The organism is Bordetella genomosp. 4 (assembly GCF_002261185.1).
In the GTDB taxonomy this organism is placed as follows: domain Bacteria; phylum Pseudomonadota; class Gammaproteobacteria; order Burkholderiales; family Burkholderiaceae_B; genus Bordetella_A.
Window position 1 is genome coordinate 1 of the sequence record NZ_NEVQ01000001.1, and the last position, 17,670, is coordinate 17,670.

Consider the following 17,670-nt stretch of genomic DNA (forward strand, 5'->3'; position numbering starts at 1 on the left):
CGTGTTGCCAGTTTGGAAGATCTGCTTGGCCAGAGTTGATGCATGCGACGATGATGCGCAGCTCATCTCTAGGTATAACGAGATCGTAGCTCGAGAGATCTTCTGTTCATCTCCGATGCCAAACCCTTCGCATGCAGATCACGAACGCTGTTCATGGCCGCGCCCGTAGGCGGCCATGAATAGCAGCCCTGCAAGATCTTCCTCCTTGCAAACGCCAGTGCTACGAAGCCTACGTAGACCAGTCGTGCCAGCGACAAGGGAATCAGAGATTCTGCGAGTCGAGGCGGGGCAGTGACCGTGTTGGCGCGCCTCGGAGTCGAGCGAGGGAAACCGAAGGAGCGTAGCGACGAGGTTGACAAAGCGGTGTCGGCCGCGAAGGCGGCCGACCGACTCCGTGAAGCGCCAACACGGTCACTGCCCCGCCTCGACGTCCAATAGCACTCAATCCCCCGTCCTGCCCCCACTGCAACGTCCAATAACCCCCCATCAATCACGCCCACGCGAAAAAACCATACATACCGGGCTTCCCACAGCCACCAGATCTCCGGCCGGCGACAGCAGCCCCGTTGCCGCATCCACTCGCATCGTCACGATGCTATCGCTGTCTTCATTCAGCACATACAGGAAGCGGCCACCAGGCAAGAACGTCATATAACGCGGCGTCCGTCCGCCGGACTCATAGGCGTCCATCCACGTCAACATCCCCGTCACCGCATCGACACGAAACACGGCGATGCTGTCATGCCCACGATTCGAGGCATAGACGTAGCGTCCATCATCACTCACCATGATTTCAGCCGCGCGGCTGTTGCCGGTAAACGTTGAAGGCAGCGTCGACAGGATTTGCAGCGGATTCAACGACCCGGTGTGCGCATCGTAACGATACGCCGTCACCGTCGAATCAAGCTCGTTGACACAATACGCATACTGCGCCGATGGATGAAACGCGATATGGCGTGGCCCAGAGGCTTCGCGTGCCACCGCCTCGACGGGCGGCACTGACAACCGCCCCTCCTCAAAACGCAATGAGAGCACGCGGTCGGTCCCTTTATCGGGCACCACCACGTATCGGCCATCAGGCGAAAACGGGCAGGCATGCGGTTTGGCATGCGGCTGCTCGATACGATGCGGGCCAGCAACGCCCACCACCGGCACAAGCTGTACCAACGGCAACAACGAACCATCCTCGGCGATCGGCAACACCGCCATACTGGCACCAATGTGATTGCACACGATCAGAAATCTGCCGCCGGGGTCCACCGCCAGATCGACCGGATTCTTGCCCTGTGTCTGCTCGGTATTCAACGCGGTCAGCGTCCCGCTGTCGCCATCAATCGCATAGGCGCTCACCCGTGTCGTATCGCCGTGCACGGCATACAAGCGATCCCCACGCGCGTTCAACGTCAGAAAGGAAGGATTCTCCAATCCGCTCAACAACTGAATCCGCTGCAAGGCCGCCGTTTCCGGATCGACCTTGAAAACACTGATCCCTTCGCCTCGCGCATTGCGCTCACGCGTCGTGCGGCTTCCGACATAGGCATACATGACGTCTCCTGATCAATGCTCAGCCGTGATATTGGCCTGCGTCACAATTGACTTGTACTGCTCGCTCTCATGTTGAATGAATTCTTTGAAGTCAGAGACAGACATGGCCTGCACTTCGCCGCCTTGATCACGCAAGCGCTGCACCAGTTCCGGATCTTGCAATGCGGCCGTCACGGCCTGATTGATACGCTCCAGAGTCGTCTCGGGCGTCTTGGCGGGTGCGAACAAACCGAACCAGTTCTCCAGACGATAGGCCGACAGTCCCGGCGTTTCGGCAATTGCCGGGATGTCCTTGGCAAAGCTTGCCCGTTGTGCCGAAGTCACCGCCAGCGCCTTGACTCGATTCGCGTCGATGAACGGTTTGGCCCCCGCGTAACTCACGAAGGTCATATCCACATTCCCGCCCGCCACATCCGCCAATTGCCCGGCTGCGCCTTTATACGGGACATGCACCGTCTCGACCCCGGCGATTAATTGCAGCAAGGCCCCGTTCAAGTGCTGTGGATTGCCCACGCCGCTCGTCGCATAGGTCAGTTTGCCCGGATTGGCCTTGGCCTGGGCGACCAACTCGGCAACGGTATTCACCTTCAGCGACGGCCCGGCCACCAGCACATTCGGGACTCGCGCAACGAGCGAAATCGGCGCCAGATCCTTTTCGGGCTGGTACGCCATGCGTGCTTTGTACACGTATGGATTGATCGCCGTCTCACCTGCCGACCCTAGCAGCAGGGTATAGCCATCGGCCGAAGCCCTGGCCACAAATTGCGCCCCCAGCATCCCGCTGGCGCCCGGCTTGTTTTCCACCACGATGTTCTGATGCAGCGAATCGCGCAGCTTTTCAGCCAGCAGCCGCGCCATGACGTCGACACCGCCCCCGGCCGAGAACGGCACGATCAGTGTAATGGGGCGGCTAGGGTATTCCTGAGCAGCAGCCGGCAGCGCATGACTCACCAACCCGGCCAGCGCCAGCGGCACCAGCACATGAAATTTACGCAGAATGGACATGCACGTCTCCAATATGGCTTTTTTGATAACGATGGGGCGGCCATGACGGCTACCACTTTTTTATATTGCATTTTTAAAATTGAAAATGCAATAATGGATTCCATGGAACCTGCCCATCTGCCCCCTGCCAGCCCCGCCACATTGGTTGTCGGATCCCAAACCTACGCCGTCGTCGACCTCCCTGGCCCGTTTGGCGCCGAGTACTTTCGGCTCCCCGTCGTGCTGCGTCTGCTACTGGAAAATGCGCTGCGCAATATGCAGGGCGGCGAGCGGGACAGCGCAGTACAGGCGCTGTTTGACTGGTTGAAAACGGGATCGAGCGAAGCAGAGATCGCCTTTCAGCCGGGCCGGGTGCTCATGCACGACACCACCAGCACCCCTGCCCTGGTAGACATCGCCGCCATGCGCGATGCCCTGGCCGAGGCGGGCGTCGATCCAGCGGTGCTCAATCCCGGATTACCGGTGGATGTCTCCGTCGACCATTCTCTGGCAGTCGAGGCCTATGCACATCCCGACGCCGCGGCGCAGAACCTCGGTCATGAGATTCGCCGCAATCAGGAGCGCTATCGCTTTCTACGCTGGGCCTCGCAGGCCCTGAAAGGCGTGCGTATCAACCCGCCTGGCACGGGCATCATGCACACGATCAATCTGGAGCAATTGGCAACAGTCGTACAAGTCAATCAACGCGACGGACAGGACTGGCTCGTGCCCGACATGATGATCGGCACCGACAGCCATACCCCTATGGTCAATGGCATCGGCGTGCTCGGCTGGGGCGTAGGCGGCCTGGAAGCGCAGACCGTGATGTTCGGTATGCCCACGATGTTGCGTATCCCGGATGTCATCGGTGTGGAGCTCACGGGCGCCTTGCCGCCCGGGGTCTTGGCCACCGACTTGGCGTTGACCGTCACGCAACGGCTGCGCGGCATGGGGGTATCCGGTGAATTCGTCGAGTTCTACGGCCCCGGCGTCTCTACGCTGTCTGCCAGCGAACGGGCTGTCGTGGCCAATATGGCCCCGGAGTATGGAGCCACCACTGGTTACTTTCCCGTCGATGACCATACCTTGGCCTATCTGCGCCAGACCGGCCGGTCCGAGGCTGCTATCGAACGAGTGCGCCGCTTCATGCAACGCACAGGGCTGTGGTTCGATCCCTGTGCCCGCCCCCGTTATACGCGCACCCTGCACATTGCACTGGACCAGATCAGCATGCATGTCGCCGGTCCGCGACGCCCGCAGGACCTGTTGCACTACCGCGAGGTACCGGCCACACTCGATGCACTGGCATTTCAGCCGGCCTCCGACACGGATCTGCCGCGTTATCCCATCGCCATCGCGGCCATCACGAGTTGCACCAATACCACCGATCCCGGCCTGCTCATGGCAGCCGGTATCGTCGCCCGCAAGGCGCACGCCCATGGTCTCAAAGTGCCTCATTGGGTCAAAACGTCGCTAGGGCCCGGCTCTCCTGCCGCGGCCAGTTATCTGCAACGCGCGGGCTTGATCGACGATCTGTCAGCCGTGGGCTTTGATATCGTGGGCTATGGCTGCACCACTTGCATAGGCAACTCCGGCCCCTTGCCTGAAGTCATTACGCGGGAAGCCAAGGCGGGCAACGTCCATCCCGTCGCCATGCTGTCCGGCAATCGCAATTTCCCAGGCCGCATTCACCCCGATCTGGATCTGGGTTTTCTCATGTCGCCGCCGCTCGTCGTTGCCTATGCGTTGGCGGGAGACGCCGAGCGGGATCTGGGCAGTGATCCCTTGGGGCACACTGAAGACGGCCAGTCCGTCTATTTGCAGGACCTGTGGCCCACCCGAGCAGAGGTTCAGGCTTGTCTTCAGGCCGGGCTGGACGCAGCGGATTTCCGGCGCGATTTTCAGATCGCGCAGCGCAATCCCTTGTGGCAACAACTCGATGCACCCTCGTCGCCTCAGTTTCCCTGGGACCCCGCCTCGACGATTCTGCGCCGGCCGCCCTTTGCCGCCGCGGACGCAGGCAGTCAATTGGGACACTACACAGCCCATCCGCTCCTGGTCGTGGGCGATGACATTACTACCGACCATATCTCGCCGGCCAGCGCTATTCCTGCCGATAGCCTGGTCGCGGATTTTCTGGTCGAACGTGGTGATGATCGCAACGATTTGAATGTTTTCGCATCGCGCCGCGGCAACTGGGAAGTCATGCTGCGCGCGGCATTTCACAGCAAAACACTCGTCAATTTGCTATGCCCAGAGGCACCCGTGGCCCACACACGGCACGCTCCGACAGGCGACGTACTACCGCTCTGGGAGGCTGCACAGCGCTACCGTGATGCGGGCGACTCGCTCGTCCTGATCGCAGGCGAACGCTACGGCACCGGCTCTTCCCGCGACTGGGCGGCCAAGGGCCAACGACTGCTCGGCATCCGCGCCGTCCTGGCCTTGAGCTTCGAACGCATCCACCGTTCCAATCTAATTGGCATGGGTATATTGCCGCTGCGCCTACCGGCAACGCATGGGCCCAACGCCCTGCAGATTCAATCCGGCGACCGTATCGAGATCGACGCTCCCGCCAGCGCCATCACGCCGCGCTGCGACATCCCGGTACGCATCCATCGCCAAGACGGTTCGATCACAGCCTTCACGGCTGGCGCAGCCGTAGAAACTCAACTGGAAGTGGACCTGCTTACTGTCGGCGGAGTCATCCCCGCCATCTTGCGCGACACCCTGGCGGCACATCCCCTTTCGAACATGGCAGCGGACTGATTCTGCGCTACAGTCCTGTGCATGACTCCGCAAAAATCCCTTGCCACGCAGATCGTTGAACTCATCCATATGGATGGCCTGGCCGTCGGTGCTCATTTGCCCGCGCAAATGCTGGCCGACCGGCTGCGGGTGTCGCGCTCGCCGATCAACGAAGCGTTGCAACAACTGCACGAAAAAGGGGTATTGAGCCGACAACGCAATCGTGGTTACTTCGTCGCTCAAGCCGTGACTGCGCGTACCGACGAGTTGGCGGCAGAATTGGGATTGCAAGAACACGATGTCCTCACCGACGTCTACTTTCGCATCGCCGACGATCTGCTGCGCGGCGAGCTGGCGGCGGCCGTTACCGAAACGCAGATGCGCGCGCGATATCAGCTGACACCGGCGCAATTGAACGCCGTGCTGGGGCGCATTGCCAACGAAGGCTGGGCCGAACGACGCCCTGGCTACGGTTGGGAATTCTCCGGCATGATGCGCACACCCGACGCGTTGCTGCAGTCATATCGCCTGCGGTTAGCGCTAGAGCCCGCCGCACTGCTGGAACCAGGCTACCATCTCGATCCCGCAATCCTGGCACGCTGCCGCCAGGCTGAACTGCACCTGCTGGCAGGCGGCATCGAAACCGACACCGCAGATCAACTCCATGACCGTGGGGTGCGCTTTCACGAATCGCTGGTAGAGGCCTCAGGCAATCCGTTCTTTATCGATACCGTACGCCGCGTCAATCGCGTACGCCGTCTGCTTTCCTATCGATCAATGCGCGATCGCAAACGCTATAAACAGCATTGCGAACAGCACCTGCACATCCTGGAATTGCTGGAGCAAGGCCGCAACGCCGACGCATCGCAGGCCTTGCGGGAACATCTGCAAAGCACGTTAAGCAACATCGGGCAGATCACCGATATTCTGGCGACCGAGCCGACTGCACCAAAGCGCAGGCGCGCATAGCCGAGCACACAGCGCGCCTCGCCTGACATGATTACTCCGGTTGAATACCCGATTTCTGAGCCACGGCTTTCCAGTTAGCCAATTCATCAGCAATCACCTTGCCAAACGCAGCAGAGCTCATTGGCGCAGCCTCGGCGCCCTCTTTGAGCAGGAACGCTTTCATATCGTCGCTCTTGAGCGCTTCGTTGATGACATTGTTCAAGCGTTCGGTCACGTCAGCGGGCACATTGGCCGGCGCCAGAATGCCCCACCACAAATCCGTCGCGCTGCCTTTATAGCCAGCCTCTTCCAAAGACGGCAGCTCCGGCGCCACCGGCGAACGCTGCGCAGTGGTCACCGCCAAAGCGCGTACATTGCCGCTTTGCACCTGTCCCAGAATCGACGGCGCGCTCGCCACCAACACATTGATCTGGCCACCGATCAGATCGTTCGTAGCAGGACCCATGCCCTTGTAGGGGACATGTGTCATCTTGATATTCGCGGACTGGGAAAACAACTCCGTCGAAAACTGGTTGATACTGCCTATGCCCGAGGTCCCGTAGTTCAATTTACCCGGATTCTCGCGAGCATAAGCTACCAGTTCCTGAATCGTCTTGAACGGCTGATCTTTGTTGATGGTGATCAACAGCGGGCCTTGCGCAATCATCGCTACTGGCGTAAAGCTTTTTACCGCGTCATAGCCCAGGTTCGTGCGGATCGCCGCACCCGTGGTGAACGTAGACGACACCATTCCTAGCGTATAACCGTCCGGCGCAGCCTTTGCGACCAGCGAGTTCGCCAACACGCCGCCGCCTGATGGCCGATTCTCTACCACGACGGTTTGTTTCAACGCATCGCCCATGTGCTTGGCTATAGCGCGCGCAAACACATCATTCGATCCACCTGGGGAAGACCCCACGATCAGCGTAATGGGCTTGTTCGGATACGCAGCATCGGCCGCATGCGCCGCAGGCATCATCCACGTCGCCAACGCCAGTCCCACCGCACTCAGCTGTGCGACACGCTTGCCGGCCAATCCAGAAATCGATACTTTCATTCCATGTCCCCTCAATAAGGTGAAAACAGCAAAACCCACCATCCCCATGCGCATCATACATACGCATAGAGAAGGTGGGCTCCTGGTGCATACTCGCTAGCTAATTTTTATATTCGCCTCGCGAATCAACTTACCCCATTTGTCGTATTCATTACGAATGAGCGCAGCAAATGCGTCGGGCGTTCCAGCATTGGGCTCGTTGCCTTCGGCTTCCAGACGCTCTTGCACTTCTTTGCTCGACATGACTTCCACGACAGCAGCATTGACTTGCTTGACGATATCGTCCGGCAATTCGTCCGGCCCGACCAGCCCCAGCCATGTCGTCGCTTCAAAATCTTTATAGCCTTGTTCTGCTACTGTCGGCAGATCAGGCAAAGCCGTCAGGCGCTTGGCAGACGTCGTCGCCAGACCTCGAACAGCGCCGGCCTGTAGTTGCGGCATGACCGATGCCGCACTGCCAAAATAGGTATCGACTTGGCCGCCCATCAAATCATTCATCCCTGGTCCCGCACCTTTGTAAGGCACTTGCATCACGTCGATGCCTGCTTCGCGCGTCAGCATTTCCCCCGCCAGATGGCCTACCGTACCCATGCCCGCTTGCGCCATGGTGTACTTGCCCGGCTCTTTTTTGGCTGCGGCGATAAAGTCTGCCAGTGTCTTGAAGGGTGACTCCTTACGCACCACCAGGATCACAGGTTGCGCGCACACTTGGACAATCGGCTTCAGGTCTTTCAGAGGATCGAACAGCATCTTGGGATACAAGGCCGGATTGATGGCCATGTTCGATGTCTGCGCCATCGCCAAGGTATAGCCATCGGGCTTCGCTTTGGCAGTCTGGTCCAAACCGATATTGCCCGCTGCACCTGGACGATTGTCTACGATCAATTGCCACTTTTTCGATAGTGTGAGCTTCTCTGCCACCAAACGGGACACCGTGTCCGTACCGCCTCCCGGCGGGAAAGGCACAATCAATCTGATTACAGTCGCGGGCCAATTATTGGACTGGGCCTGAGCCGCCCAAGGCAGCGTGGCCCCTGCTGCGCCAGCAGCCGCGAGCTGCAGAAAATCGCGTCGATTCATAAACGTCTCCGTATCATTTTCTTTTAAAAGCAAACCCGTGCGCACCCTCCAATACCTGGCACGATACACTCGTCGAAGCTCAGCTCATCACGGGTCTGTCGTTACACGCCAGTCGTCAAACCGGCAGGCCCTTCGCGCGCAACACTGCATCAAACCGCTCGGGATCAGCGGAGCCCGTACGATTGCTTTCCCGGATGCGCGCTTCTTTTTCCAGGTGGGCGCGCGTGCGCGCCAATACGTCCTCAGCCTGATCTTTCGGGACAGCGATCACACCGTCAGCATCGCCCACAATCAGGTCGCCTGGCAATACTGCCAACCCGGCGCAGCTGATGGGCACGTTGATCTCGCCTGGACCATCCTTGCTCGGGCCGCGATGCGTGTGGCCTTTCGCGAAAATCGGCATGCCGTCTTCGGCCCACTCAGTCAGATCACGCACCGCGCCATCGATCACCAAGCCCGCAACGCCCTTGGCCACGCAAGTCGTGCGCATCAGCCCACCGACCAAAGCCTGCGTCACATCGCCGCCGCCGTCAATCACCAGTACGTCGCCCGGTTGCACCATCATCAGTGCCTTGTGAATCATCAAGTTGTCGCCTGGCCGTACACGCACGGTAAACGCCGGGCCGCACATCGTCGTGTCCAGACGGGCGTGATACTGACGCAAACCCACTGTTCCGACGTTACGGCTCATCGCATCGCCGATCGCAGCTGCAGGCAAACCCTGAAAACCGCTGACCACTTCGGCCGAAGGACCCGCATCGCGCGGATTGATACGATAGCCGGCGGGCCAGGAAGTCGTGTTCGTGCTCATGAAATATCCTAGTAAAAAAGAAGTACAACGTCGTGGCGCGCTACGCTGACACAACTGGTGCGGTCTTTAGCACCTGCGCATTCACGCAGGCCGAGGCATCCACAGGCTGGCCCGACAACCAGCCCAAGACATTACGCGCAGCACCGCTGGCCATCGCGGCCAGCGCGGCAGGCGTAGACCCACCCACATGCGGTGTCAGTACCACATTCGGCAACGTTGCCAGCGGGCTGTCCGCGGGCAATGGCTCGACCGCCATCGTGTCCAGCCCGGCTGCATATAGCTGGCCATTCTGCAGTGCCTGGATCAGCGCGTCTTCGTCCACCACCTCGCCGCGCGCGGTGTTGATCAACACCGCCTGTCTCGGCAGGCGCGCCAATCGAACGGCATCAAACAGATTGCGTGTACGTGCATTCAAGGGCACGTGCAGACTGACCACATTGCAATGCGGCAGCATATCGTCCAGATCGGTCCACAACGTCACCCCGCGCAACGGCGAAGGCTGCTCCTGTAACGCGGGATCGTAGGCATAGACGCGCATACCGATCGCCAGACATGCCGCAGCCACACGCTGACCGACCTGGCCGAATCCCACCAAGCCCACCGTCCGACCGTGCAATTCCAGACCATCCTGCGCGCGCGACCAGCGTCCCTCTCGCAATTCACCATCCATCCAGTGAATGCGGCGCGCGGCGGCAAACATCAAGCCCAAGGTCATTTCCGCCACGGATTGCGCATTCGCTCCTGGCGTCACATACACGGGAATGCCCCGCTCTGTGCAGGCCGCCACGTCGATATTGCTGACCCCGACGCCATGCTTGGAAACTACCTTCAACGTTGGGCATGAGGCTATCGCCTCGGCATCCAACGCCACGGTTCGCGAAATCACGGCGTCCACGGGCTCTGTCGCCATGATGTGACGTACGGCCTGCACGTCGTCTGCCGCTGGCAGATAGATGACACGGGCGCCCGCCGCTTGCAGGACATCGACGCCGGCCTGAGCCAGCTTGGGCGCCGTGACAAAAATGGTGATGGGCCTATCCGTGGGGGCGATAGGGCGTTGCGCCGAGTGCACGAAACCGTCTCCTTGAGTTTTCTGCATTCTGGGCTGCGCAATTGATTCCGTCTACTTTAAAATTTTCATCAATTGAATCTTTTTAGCGATCAATTTCGACGCGTACTTACACGACGCCACTGATCTGAACGTTTTGGCCTCTTTTACAGGTAGTCACCATGGACTTGCGCGATCTAAAATATTTCGTGGCTGTGGCTCATGCCGGCAATACCCGGCGCGCTGCCGGCATCGTGCACCGCTCACAACCGGCCCTCACCAAGGCCATCGACCGCCTGGAGGCCTCGTTAGGCGCCAAGCTCTTTGAACGCGAGGGGCGCGGCCAACGGCTCAGTGTGGCCGGCGCCGCACTGCTGGCGCGCGCCACACCGCTATTGGGTACGGCCGATGCCGTGCGCAACGAAGTCGCCGCGCTCGGCCGTGGCACAGCAGGTCTGGTGCGTTTAGGCAGCGGCCCTCTGGGCGCCGAGTATCTGCTGCCCACGATCTCACAGTTGCTCTTGAAAGAAGCCCCCGATGTTCAACTGCAATTGCTGATCCGCATGAACTACGAATCGCGCGTTGAACTGCGCGACGGCAATCTGGACCTGGTGCTGGGATTTGTGCCCGATCGGGAACCCGAGTTCGTCTGCGACACCTTGCTCAAAGATGTCGTGGTCGCCGCAGCCGGCGTGCATCACCCCATTTTCCGCAGCAGAAAACGCCTGACACTGGAATCGCTGACGCAATACCGCTGGGCGTTGCCCAATGTATCGGTCGCCAGTCGAGTGTGGTTGGATCAAGCATTCGAATCCCAAGGTCTGCCTCGCCCCTATGCACAGATCGAAACCAACTCGATTCCACTGATACCCCGCGTCATCGCACATACGCATCTGCTGAGTTTCGTATCACGCCGCACCATCAGCGCCAGTCAGGGAGAGCTGCGCGAGATTCCTCTGCAGGCCACCACGCTCGTTCGGAATTTTGGGCTGACCTATCTCAAAGACGTGAGCCTGTCGCCTGCCGCCGAAAAGCTCATCAATCTGCTGCACACCCATGGGCAGAGCCTGTTTCATGGCGACGAAGTCTGAACCGCACGCGGACGGCGGTCGTGCGCAAGTGGCTTGTCAGACGGCGCTCGCAATTGCGCCTTGAACGTTCACGTCACAACCGGCTCCACCACATAGATCGCCGACAGCAATCGCACCAGTTCCGCTTGGCGCCGCAACCCGGTTTTTTGCAACATGGCCTGGACCTGCGTTCTCACGGTGCTGACTTTTGTGCCGGCATTATCAGCAATCTCGGCCACCGTCATGTCTTCCAGCAAATATCGGCCGATGCGGATCTCTGCAGCCGTGAAGTGATATACCTCTTGCTGTAGGCGCTCGGCCTCGGCGGCCGATCCATATTCGCGCGCATTGCATAAAAACAGCAGTTGATGTTGCGTCAGGCGGCCCAAGCCATGGCTCTCCGTGCAATGAATCGGCAACCGCCGGATCAGCACAGTATTGCCATCGGCCGACACCAATCGGATCGCGCTCGCACGCTGCAGACCTGGCTGCTTGGCTGCAGCGATGAAATCCTTCCACGCAGATTGCGACTGAACGTCGATCGGCGCCAATTCGCCAAAGGCCGTCCGCATGAGCCGGCCTGACCGCATATGCTGTTCCGCAGCCTGATTGGCAAATATCAGGCGCCCCAAGCCATTCAGGATCCACATCGGGGACCGGAAGCAATGCAATGCCTGCAGGCCCACCATGGCGGCTTCCCTCAGATCTGCAAACCGCCGCCGCAACACCAGCGTGCGCCGCAAACTCGGCAGTTGTTGCGCCAAGGTCAGTAGATGCGCAGGATCAAAAGCCTGCTGCCCTTGATCCTGCAGTAATGACAACGCCCAATGCCGGCCGTCGCTTTGTGGCGACGCTTCACAGATCTTCAGGGCTCCCCATCCAATGATCCCGTGCTCTTTCGCACAATCCTGATAAAACACGCCCCGGGACCAGCGGCCGGGCTCCTCGGCCTGCATCTCCATCATCCATTGTCCCGCCGATACCATAGGCCATCGGCGTTTGATCGGATCAAACTGATGGTAGTAGCCTTCGTAATCCTCGAGAAAGCGATTCAACGGCGAGCCGCGGCCAGTGTAGGCCTCGACTTCAGGTGTGGACGTCAAACGCTCTGTCACCGATACCAGCAACATGCGTCGGCCCCCCATCGCCTGGCTGAGTTGCGCCAGGGCGGGCTCAAACAAAGTCTCGTCCAGGACCGCATCTGCAAAAAGGCACATGGCCGCGGATAAATTTGCTTCAAACATTCTTTGAACCTCCCCAGGCAAGAATGGTTGAATCTTCTAAGGGGCCGACCCCAGCAGTGATCACCCGCCACACTGCAGATACGTCAAACGGCCCCGCCCGCCGCACGAGGCACAAACGGCATTTTTCCCAAGCCGCCATTGCCTCGTCGGCATATCCCCAGCCATATGTTAGCTATTGAAACAGGATAATTTAAAAAATGATAGTTCTGTTACTTATATCTTCAAAGCCTGCTCCGCATCCTCAATTTCGATGATGCCGCGCCGAGATTGCCTCCTGGAAAATGACGCCGGACGGAATATCCCACTGCGTCATTAAGCTCGGTGATCATCATGCCTACGCAAACCGCACTAAAAAATAGCGTTGACGTACATACCCTCCTGACCGACAAACTCGATCAGTTCACGCATGCCGCGCGCCGAGGCGGGGCCATCGCGAGAATCATGCCGGAACTCATCGAGCACGCCCGCTATGTACTGAGTCACATCGCCGACCAAGCCGAGCTGACGGCACTGCAGGACACCGCGCGATCGCATCCCGTGTCCGAATATCTGTATCAATGCCCTTTCACAGCGCATTCCGCCCGGCAGCCGCGTGGCTATCCCGGTGACGCAGAATTGATCGATTATCTTTATTGCCACACCGCCCGCACACCCGACATCGCCCGTTCGACCGCCGTCGGACGCCGCATCCTGCTGGCCAATCTGGATCGCCCCGCCTCCATCGCAGTTCGAACTCGACGCCACATCATTGCCGATCTCATCTCGCATATTGCGGCGCAAACGCCAAGCGCCCGTATCCTGTCCGTGGCGTGCGGCCATGCGCGCGAACTGGAACTCATCGATCATGCGCTGCTGGAACGCATCGCGGCATTCGTCGCGTTTGATCAGGACGCCAAAAGCCTGGAGGTCGCCGCGGGCTATTGCACCAAGCCTGGCATTCCGCGTATCGCGCCCCAGTGCGGCACGATCATGGACCTATTGAAAGATATCCACCTGCAGGACTTCGAGCTGATTTATTCCGCTGGACTCTATGACTATTTATCCGACCGGCTGTGCCAGCGCTTGACTCATAATCTATTCGAAAGGCTGAAACCGGGCGGCACGCTGCTCGTGGCAAACTTTCTGCCCGAGACGCCGGATATCGGCTACATGGAGCTATTCATGCACTGGTCGCTGCGCTATCGCACCCAGCCGCAGATACGGGACTTCATCGCAACCATCGATCCGAATTCGATCGCGAGTGTGGAGTATTTCACCGATGTGCATCAAAACATCGGCTTTCTGCAGATCGTCAAAAATGCCCTGCCCTGAGCATACGCCCTAGCGCGCACGGCGTAGCGGAAACGTCATGTCCGCATAACGCACAAACCGTGCGCCGCGCACCAGGCAATAACCCGCCCATATCAGCAAAAACAAAGGGATACCGATATACGTCGCCGCGACGCTTATCCAGTCAATATCGTCCTCGAAAAACGCTCTGTAGTTTTGTCCCAGCGTAATGATGAGACAGACTACAAACGCGAAAATGGGCCCAAAGGGAAAGAACGGCGACACGTAAGGCAGATCCGTCAAACGGCCGCCTTGTGCAACGTAACCGCGGCGAAAACGATAATGGCTGATCGCAATCCCCAGCCACGCAATAAAGCCCGTCATGCCCGACGTGTTCAACAGCCAGACATACACCGCCTTTGGGCTGAAGATAAAAGATAAAAAGCACAGCGCAGCCACGGCCGCCGTCGCCAGCAATGCCAGCACCGGTACGCCGTTCGAGGTCACGCGGCTAAAGAGTCTGGGCGCCTTTCCCTCGCATGCCAGGGCGTAAAGCATGCGGGTGGCCGCATACATCCCCGAATTTCCCGCCGACAACACCGAGGTCAACACCACCGCATTCATCACCGAGGCAGCCGCGAGCAAGCCCGCCCGTTCAAAAATCAACGCAAACGGGCTGACACTGATATCTGTGACGTCGTTACGCAGCAACTGCGGATCGGTATAGGGAATCAAGAGGCCGATTACCCCGATCGCCAATACATAGAAAAGCAGAATGCGCCAGAACACGCTGCGCACCGCGCGCGGCAGAGTACGCGCCGGATCCTTGGATTCCCCGGCGGCAATGCCGATGAGCTCCGTACCCTGGAACGAAAATCCCACCACCATGGCAACGCCTATCAGGGCCGCAAACCCGCCGGCAAACGGCGCATCTCCCACGGTCCAGTTATGCCAGCCGCCCGTTTCGCCGCCACGGATGATGCCCAGCAGCATCAGCACGCCCATCACGATAAAGGCAATAACAGCAATCACCTTGATCAAGGCAAACCAGAACTCCGCTTCGCCAAAACCGCGTGCCGACAAGGCGTTCAAGCCGAAAATCACGGCCAGAAACAGCGCGCTCCAGTAGATGCCCGGCACATCGGGCAGCCAATAAGACATCACAAGCTGCGCCGCAACCAGATCCACCGCTACTGTTACCGCCCAGTTGTACCAATAGTTCCAGCCCAATGCGAACCCGAAGCCCGGCTCGACATAGCGCGCCCCGTATGTAGCGAATGAGCCCGACACCGGCATGGCGGCGGCCAATTCGCCCAGACTGGTCATCAGGAAATACACCATCAGGCCTATGAACACATAGCCCAGCAGCGCCCCTCCTGGCCCCGCCTGCGCAATCGTGCTGCCGGAGGCGACGAATAAACCCGTGCCGATAGAGCCGCCGACGGCAATCATGGACAGGTGGCGGGCAGCCAGCGTACGACGCAGCCCGGTCGGTGCGGGGTCGCCCTGGGTGCTGGTATCAACGGCGTGGTGACTTGTGGTCTCGGCCAAGATCGTGGTTTCCTTTTTTAAGGAGATTATGCAAACAAGGGCGCCAATGTAGCTCAATATGCGCGATATTGGCTCGCCGCGCCGCAAACCCCTGTCCTTCCATACCGGTAAAAGAGGCGGCACTCCACGCATACACTTGACGTAACCGACCCTCCGTGCAAGTGTTGCAATCAAGAAACACCACACCCCAATCAATAACGAGGAGACAGCAGCAAATGGCCAAATATGAAATTGTGACGATCGACGGCGATGGCATCGGCCCCGAAGTCTGCCAATCCGCCATCACCGTGCTGAAAGAAGCCTGCGGGTCCGACTTGCTGTCTTTCAGTAGCCACGAAGGCGGCGCCGATCATTACGTCAAATCTGGCCACGTGCTCCCTGATGACACCTACGCCGCCTGCAAAGCGGCCGACGCCATCCTGCACGGCGCCGCCGGCATGCCGGGGGTGACTTATCCGGACGGCACCGAAGTCGGCAACGACCTGCACCTGCGCCTGCGATTTCGCCTGGATCTGTACGCCAACGTACGCCCTATCCGGCTGTACCAGGGCGTGGACTCGCCCCTGAAACATTTTCAGCCCGGCCAGATCGACTATGTGATCGTGCGCGAAAACACCGAGGGCCTTTATGCGAGCCGCGGCGGCGGCATCGTGTTGCGCGATGAACTGGCCACCGACACCATCGTCGTCACCCGCAAAGGCATCGAGCGCGTCGCGCGCTTCTCATTCGATTTGGCGCGCTCGCGTACAGGCGCGCCGCGCGACGGCAAGCGCCGGGTCACAGTCTGCGACAAGGCCAATATCCTGCGCAGCTACGCATTTTTCCGCAGCGTATGCGATGACGTCGCACGCAGTTATGACGATGTGGAAATCGACTACGCCTACGCCGATGCCATCACCGTACACATGCTCAAGCGTCCCGACACCTTTGATGTGATCGTCGCCGAGAACATGTTCGGCGACATCATTTCGGATCTGGGCGCAGGCACCATCGGCGGCATGGGGCTGTCGCCCTCGGCCGAACTGGGTGACCGGCATGGCTTGTTCCAAGGTGCACATGGTTCAGCCCCCGACATTGCAGGACAAAACGCAGCCAGCCCATTGGCCACGATACTCTCAGGCGCAATGATACTGCGCTGGTTGGGGGACACGCATCACAACGGCACACTGCGCGATACGGCCCATCGCATCGAATCTGCCGTGGAAAAAGTGCTCGCACAAGGGGAATATGTACCGCGAGATCTAGGCGGCAAAGCGAGTTGCACGGAGATGACTCAGGCTGTTTGCCGTGCATTGGCGTGAGAGATTGATCGCAGGTTGGGGGCCGCCTGTCGCAGATATCACTCTACACGAGTGTCATATCTCTCGGCAGCGCCCTCTCGGGTCAGGAGGATGAACTCGTTCCGTGACCCATCGTGATAAATCACACGATCCTTTAGGATGTCCATGCCGATGTACCCAGAGGTGACGATGCCTCTCTCATTGATCGTTGGGCTGGCGACAACTGGCTGCGATCTGAAAATCTTCCCATTGATACTCAAATCAATAAGACGCATGTATTCGTCTTGCGAAAGTTCGGCTCCGAACATATCCATCGTCCTGCCGCTCTTCGGGCCTTTCGGTTTGGAGTCGATTAGTGAGGAAAGGACATTGGTCACAGATGCACCAGTATCGACGATCAACGGAATCTTGCTTCCGTCAAGTTCGGCGTGAATCCCCATGACACCGTACAGATTCGGAATAGTGGCTCCTCGGTGCACATCAAGACCACCGCCTAAGCGGATGTCGAATGATGGACTGGTAAAAAAACAGTTCTTTTCCAAGTCGATAACAACAGCGTTATTTTGTGCAACTGCTTGAGGGCTGAGGATCCCTGAGTAACCGTCAGCAGCGAGAACCGAGTCCCGTACTACGTGGAACTCATGACGTAGCACGTTTCCACGATCATCCTCCAATGTTGCTTTAGCTACCTGGGCGTCGACCGAGGCAACATGCGCATCGAGTCGATGGACATCAGGGCCGGGAGGTTCGTCGAGCAAAGATGTCCTCCACAGGATGCTCACGCTGGCCCCCGTGTCCAGCATCATCTTAGCCGGCTTGCCGTTGATCAAAATGTGAACGGTAGGATTGGCCTTGCTCTGAATGTCATCGTACTCGATGGCGCTTTCGAATTGCGAGTGGTTTGCTGTCCAGTCGGAGGCGCAACTGGCTGTCTCCGCCGTTCCCTGAAAGGGCAAGCTAAGCGCGACCAAAAACATGAGCCAGATAGTGGGATTGGGAATTTTCATTGCCGTGACACCAACGTGTTCGGTACGG

At 59.1% G+C, this 17,670-nt stretch carries 14 protein-coding genes; 5 read left to right on the forward strand and 9 right to left on the reverse strand.

All coding sequences use genetic code 11. From position 1 onward, the window contains the following. Positions 1-486 precede the first annotated feature (486 nt). Both CAL20_RS00005 and CAL20_RS00010 read right to left on the reverse strand, forming a co-directional pair. The gene (locus tag CAL20_RS00005) at positions 487-1,545 is read right to left on the reverse strand and encodes a lactonase family protein (protein WP_094823869.1); all 1,059 of its coding nucleotides are present in this window, start codon (positions 1,543-1,545) and stop codon (positions 487-489) included. A 12-nt stretch (positions 1,546-1,557) separates the two neighbouring features. Further along, positions 1,558-2,550: a Bug family tripartite tricarboxylate transporter substrate binding protein gene (locus CAL20_RS00010; RefSeq protein ID WP_094823870.1), complete on the reverse strand. Its 993-nt coding sequence runs from the start codon at positions 2,548-2,550 to the stop codon at positions 1,558-1,560. Positions 2,551-2,652: 102 nt separating this feature from the next. Between CAL20_RS00010 and acnA the strand changes: the two genes are divergently transcribed. Together acnA and CAL20_RS00020 are read left to right on the forward strand one after the other, a co-directional pair. Further along, complete coding sequence (acnA, locus tag CAL20_RS00015; protein ID WP_256981321.1) at positions 2,653-5,298, forward strand: aconitate hydratase AcnA; 2,646 nt, start codon at positions 2,653-2,655, stop codon at positions 5,296-5,298. A gap of 21 nt (positions 5,299-5,319) precedes the next feature. Then, entirely contained in the window at positions 5,320-6,246 is a 927-nt protein-coding gene (locus tag CAL20_RS00020) for a GntR family transcriptional regulator (RefSeq protein ID WP_094823872.1), read from the forward strand. A 31-nt stretch (positions 6,247-6,277) separates the two neighbouring features. Here CAL20_RS00020 and CAL20_RS00025 read toward each other — a convergent pair whose 3' ends face one another. From CAL20_RS00025 to CAL20_RS00040, 4 genes are all read right to left on the reverse strand, one after another. Next, positions 6,278-7,282 carry a Bug family tripartite tricarboxylate transporter substrate binding protein gene (locus tag CAL20_RS00025; protein WP_094823873.1) on the reverse strand — a complete coding sequence of 335 codons (1,005 nt, stop codon included), beginning with the start codon at positions 7,280-7,282 and terminating at the stop codon, positions 6,278-6,280. A gap of 96 nt (positions 7,283-7,378) precedes the next feature. Continuing rightward, the gene (locus CAL20_RS00030) at positions 7,379-8,362 is read right to left on the reverse strand and encodes a Bug family tripartite tricarboxylate transporter substrate binding protein (protein WP_094823874.1); all 984 of its coding nucleotides are present in this window, start codon (positions 8,360-8,362) and stop codon (positions 7,379-7,381) included. Between the two features lie 115 nt (positions 8,363-8,477). Then, a complete protein-coding gene (locus CAL20_RS00035; protein ID WP_094823875.1) occupies positions 8,478-9,173 on the reverse strand; it encodes an RraA family protein in 696 nt (231 codons plus the stop codon). A gap of 40 nt (positions 9,174-9,213) precedes the next feature. After that, positions 9,214-10,272 (reverse strand): hydroxyacid dehydrogenase, encoded by a 1,059-nt coding sequence (locus CAL20_RS00040; protein WP_094823876.1) that lies wholly within the window; start codon positions 10,270-10,272, stop codon positions 9,214-9,216. A 131-nt stretch (positions 10,273-10,403) separates the two neighbouring features. Here CAL20_RS00040 and CAL20_RS00045 point away from each other — a divergent pair, with 131 nt between their 5' ends. Beyond that, positions 10,404-11,312, forward strand: a complete 909-nt coding sequence (locus CAL20_RS00045) for a LysR family transcriptional regulator (protein ID WP_094823877.1) — start codon at positions 10,404-10,406, stop codon at positions 11,310-11,312. A 68-nt stretch (positions 11,313-11,380) separates the two neighbouring features. Here CAL20_RS00045 and CAL20_RS00050 read toward each other — a convergent pair whose 3' ends face one another. Further along, complete coding sequence (locus CAL20_RS00050; protein WP_094823878.1) at positions 11,381-12,535, reverse strand: helix-turn-helix transcriptional regulator; 1,155 nt, start codon at positions 12,533-12,535, stop codon at positions 11,381-11,383. Positions 12,536-12,865: 330 nt separating this feature from the next. On the opposite strand from CAL20_RS00050, the gene CAL20_RS00055 reads away from it, so the two are divergent. After that, positions 12,866-13,846, forward strand: coding sequence for a class I SAM-dependent methyltransferase (locus CAL20_RS00055; protein ID WP_143277037.1), 981 nt, complete (start codon positions 12,866-12,868; stop codon positions 13,844-13,846). Positions 13,847-13,855: 9 nt separating this feature from the next. On the opposite strand, the gene CAL20_RS00060 is transcribed toward CAL20_RS00055, so the two are convergent. Beyond that, on the reverse strand, positions 13,856-15,355 hold the full coding sequence (locus CAL20_RS00060) for an amino acid permease (RefSeq protein ID WP_256981314.1): 1,500 nt from the start codon (positions 15,353-15,355) through the stop codon (positions 13,856-13,858). A gap of 215 nt (positions 15,356-15,570) precedes the next feature. Here CAL20_RS00060 and CAL20_RS00065 point away from each other — a divergent pair, with 215 nt between their 5' ends. Then, a complete protein-coding gene (locus CAL20_RS00065) occupies positions 15,571-16,656 on the forward strand; it encodes an isocitrate/isopropylmalate dehydrogenase family protein (RefSeq protein WP_094836938.1) in 1,086 nt (361 codons plus the stop codon). A gap of 38 nt (positions 16,657-16,694) precedes the next feature. Here the strand turns inward: CAL20_RS00065 and CAL20_RS00070 are convergent, their stop codons facing one another. Continuing rightward, positions 16,695-17,642 carry a hypothetical protein gene (locus tag CAL20_RS00070; protein ID WP_143277038.1) on the reverse strand — a complete coding sequence of 316 codons (948 nt, stop codon included), beginning with the start codon at positions 17,640-17,642 and terminating at the stop codon, positions 16,695-16,697. Between the last annotated feature and the right edge of the window lie 28 nt (positions 17,643-17,670).

Bases quoted from the DNA above. Each gene is read 5' to 3' on its own strand.
- acnA (WP_256981321.1), top strand. From the start codon at position 2,653: ATGGAACCTGCCCATCTGCCCCCTGCCAGCCCCGCCACATTGGTTGTC.
- CAL20_RS00045 (WP_094823877.1), top strand. From the start codon at position 10,404: ATGGACTTGCGCGATCTAAAATATTTCGTGGCTGTGGCTCATGCCGGC.
- CAL20_RS00025 (WP_094823873.1), bottom strand. From the start codon at position 7,282: ATGAAAGTATCGATTTCTGGATTGGCCGGCAAGCGTGTCGCACAGCTG.
- CAL20_RS00005 (WP_094823869.1), bottom strand. From the start codon at position 1,545: ATGTATGCCTATGTCGGAAGCCGCACGACGCGTGAGCGCAATGCGCGA.
- CAL20_RS00050 (WP_094823878.1), bottom strand. From the start codon at position 12,535: ATGTTTGAAGCAAATTTATCCGCGGCCATGTGCCTTTTTGCAGATGCG.
- CAL20_RS00040 (WP_094823876.1), bottom strand. From the start codon at position 10,272: ATGCAGAAAACTCAAGGAGACGGTTTCGTGCACTCGGCGCAACGCCCT.
- CAL20_RS00070 (WP_143277038.1), bottom strand. From the start codon at position 17,642: ATGAAAATTCCCAATCCCACTATCTGGCTCATGTTTTTGGTCGCGCTT.
- CAL20_RS00035 (WP_094823875.1), bottom strand. From the start codon at position 9,173: ATGAGCACGAACACGACTTCCTGGCCCGCCGGCTATCGTATCAATCCG.
- CAL20_RS00065 (WP_094836938.1), top strand. From the start codon at position 15,571: ATGGCCAAATATGAAATTGTGACGATCGACGGCGATGGCATCGGCCCC.
- CAL20_RS00010 (WP_094823870.1), bottom strand. From the start codon at position 2,550: ATGTCCATTCTGCGTAAATTTCATGTGCTGGTGCCGCTGGCGCTGGCC.
- CAL20_RS00030 (WP_094823874.1), bottom strand. From the start codon at position 8,362: ATGAATCGACGCGATTTTCTGCAGCTCGCGGCTGCTGGCGCAGCAGGG.
- CAL20_RS00020 (WP_094823872.1), top strand. From the start codon at position 5,320: ATGACTCCGCAAAAATCCCTTGCCACGCAGATCGTTGAACTCATCCAT.
- CAL20_RS00055 (WP_143277037.1), top strand. From the start codon at position 12,866: ATGCCTACGCAAACCGCACTAAAAAATAGCGTTGACGTACATACCCTC.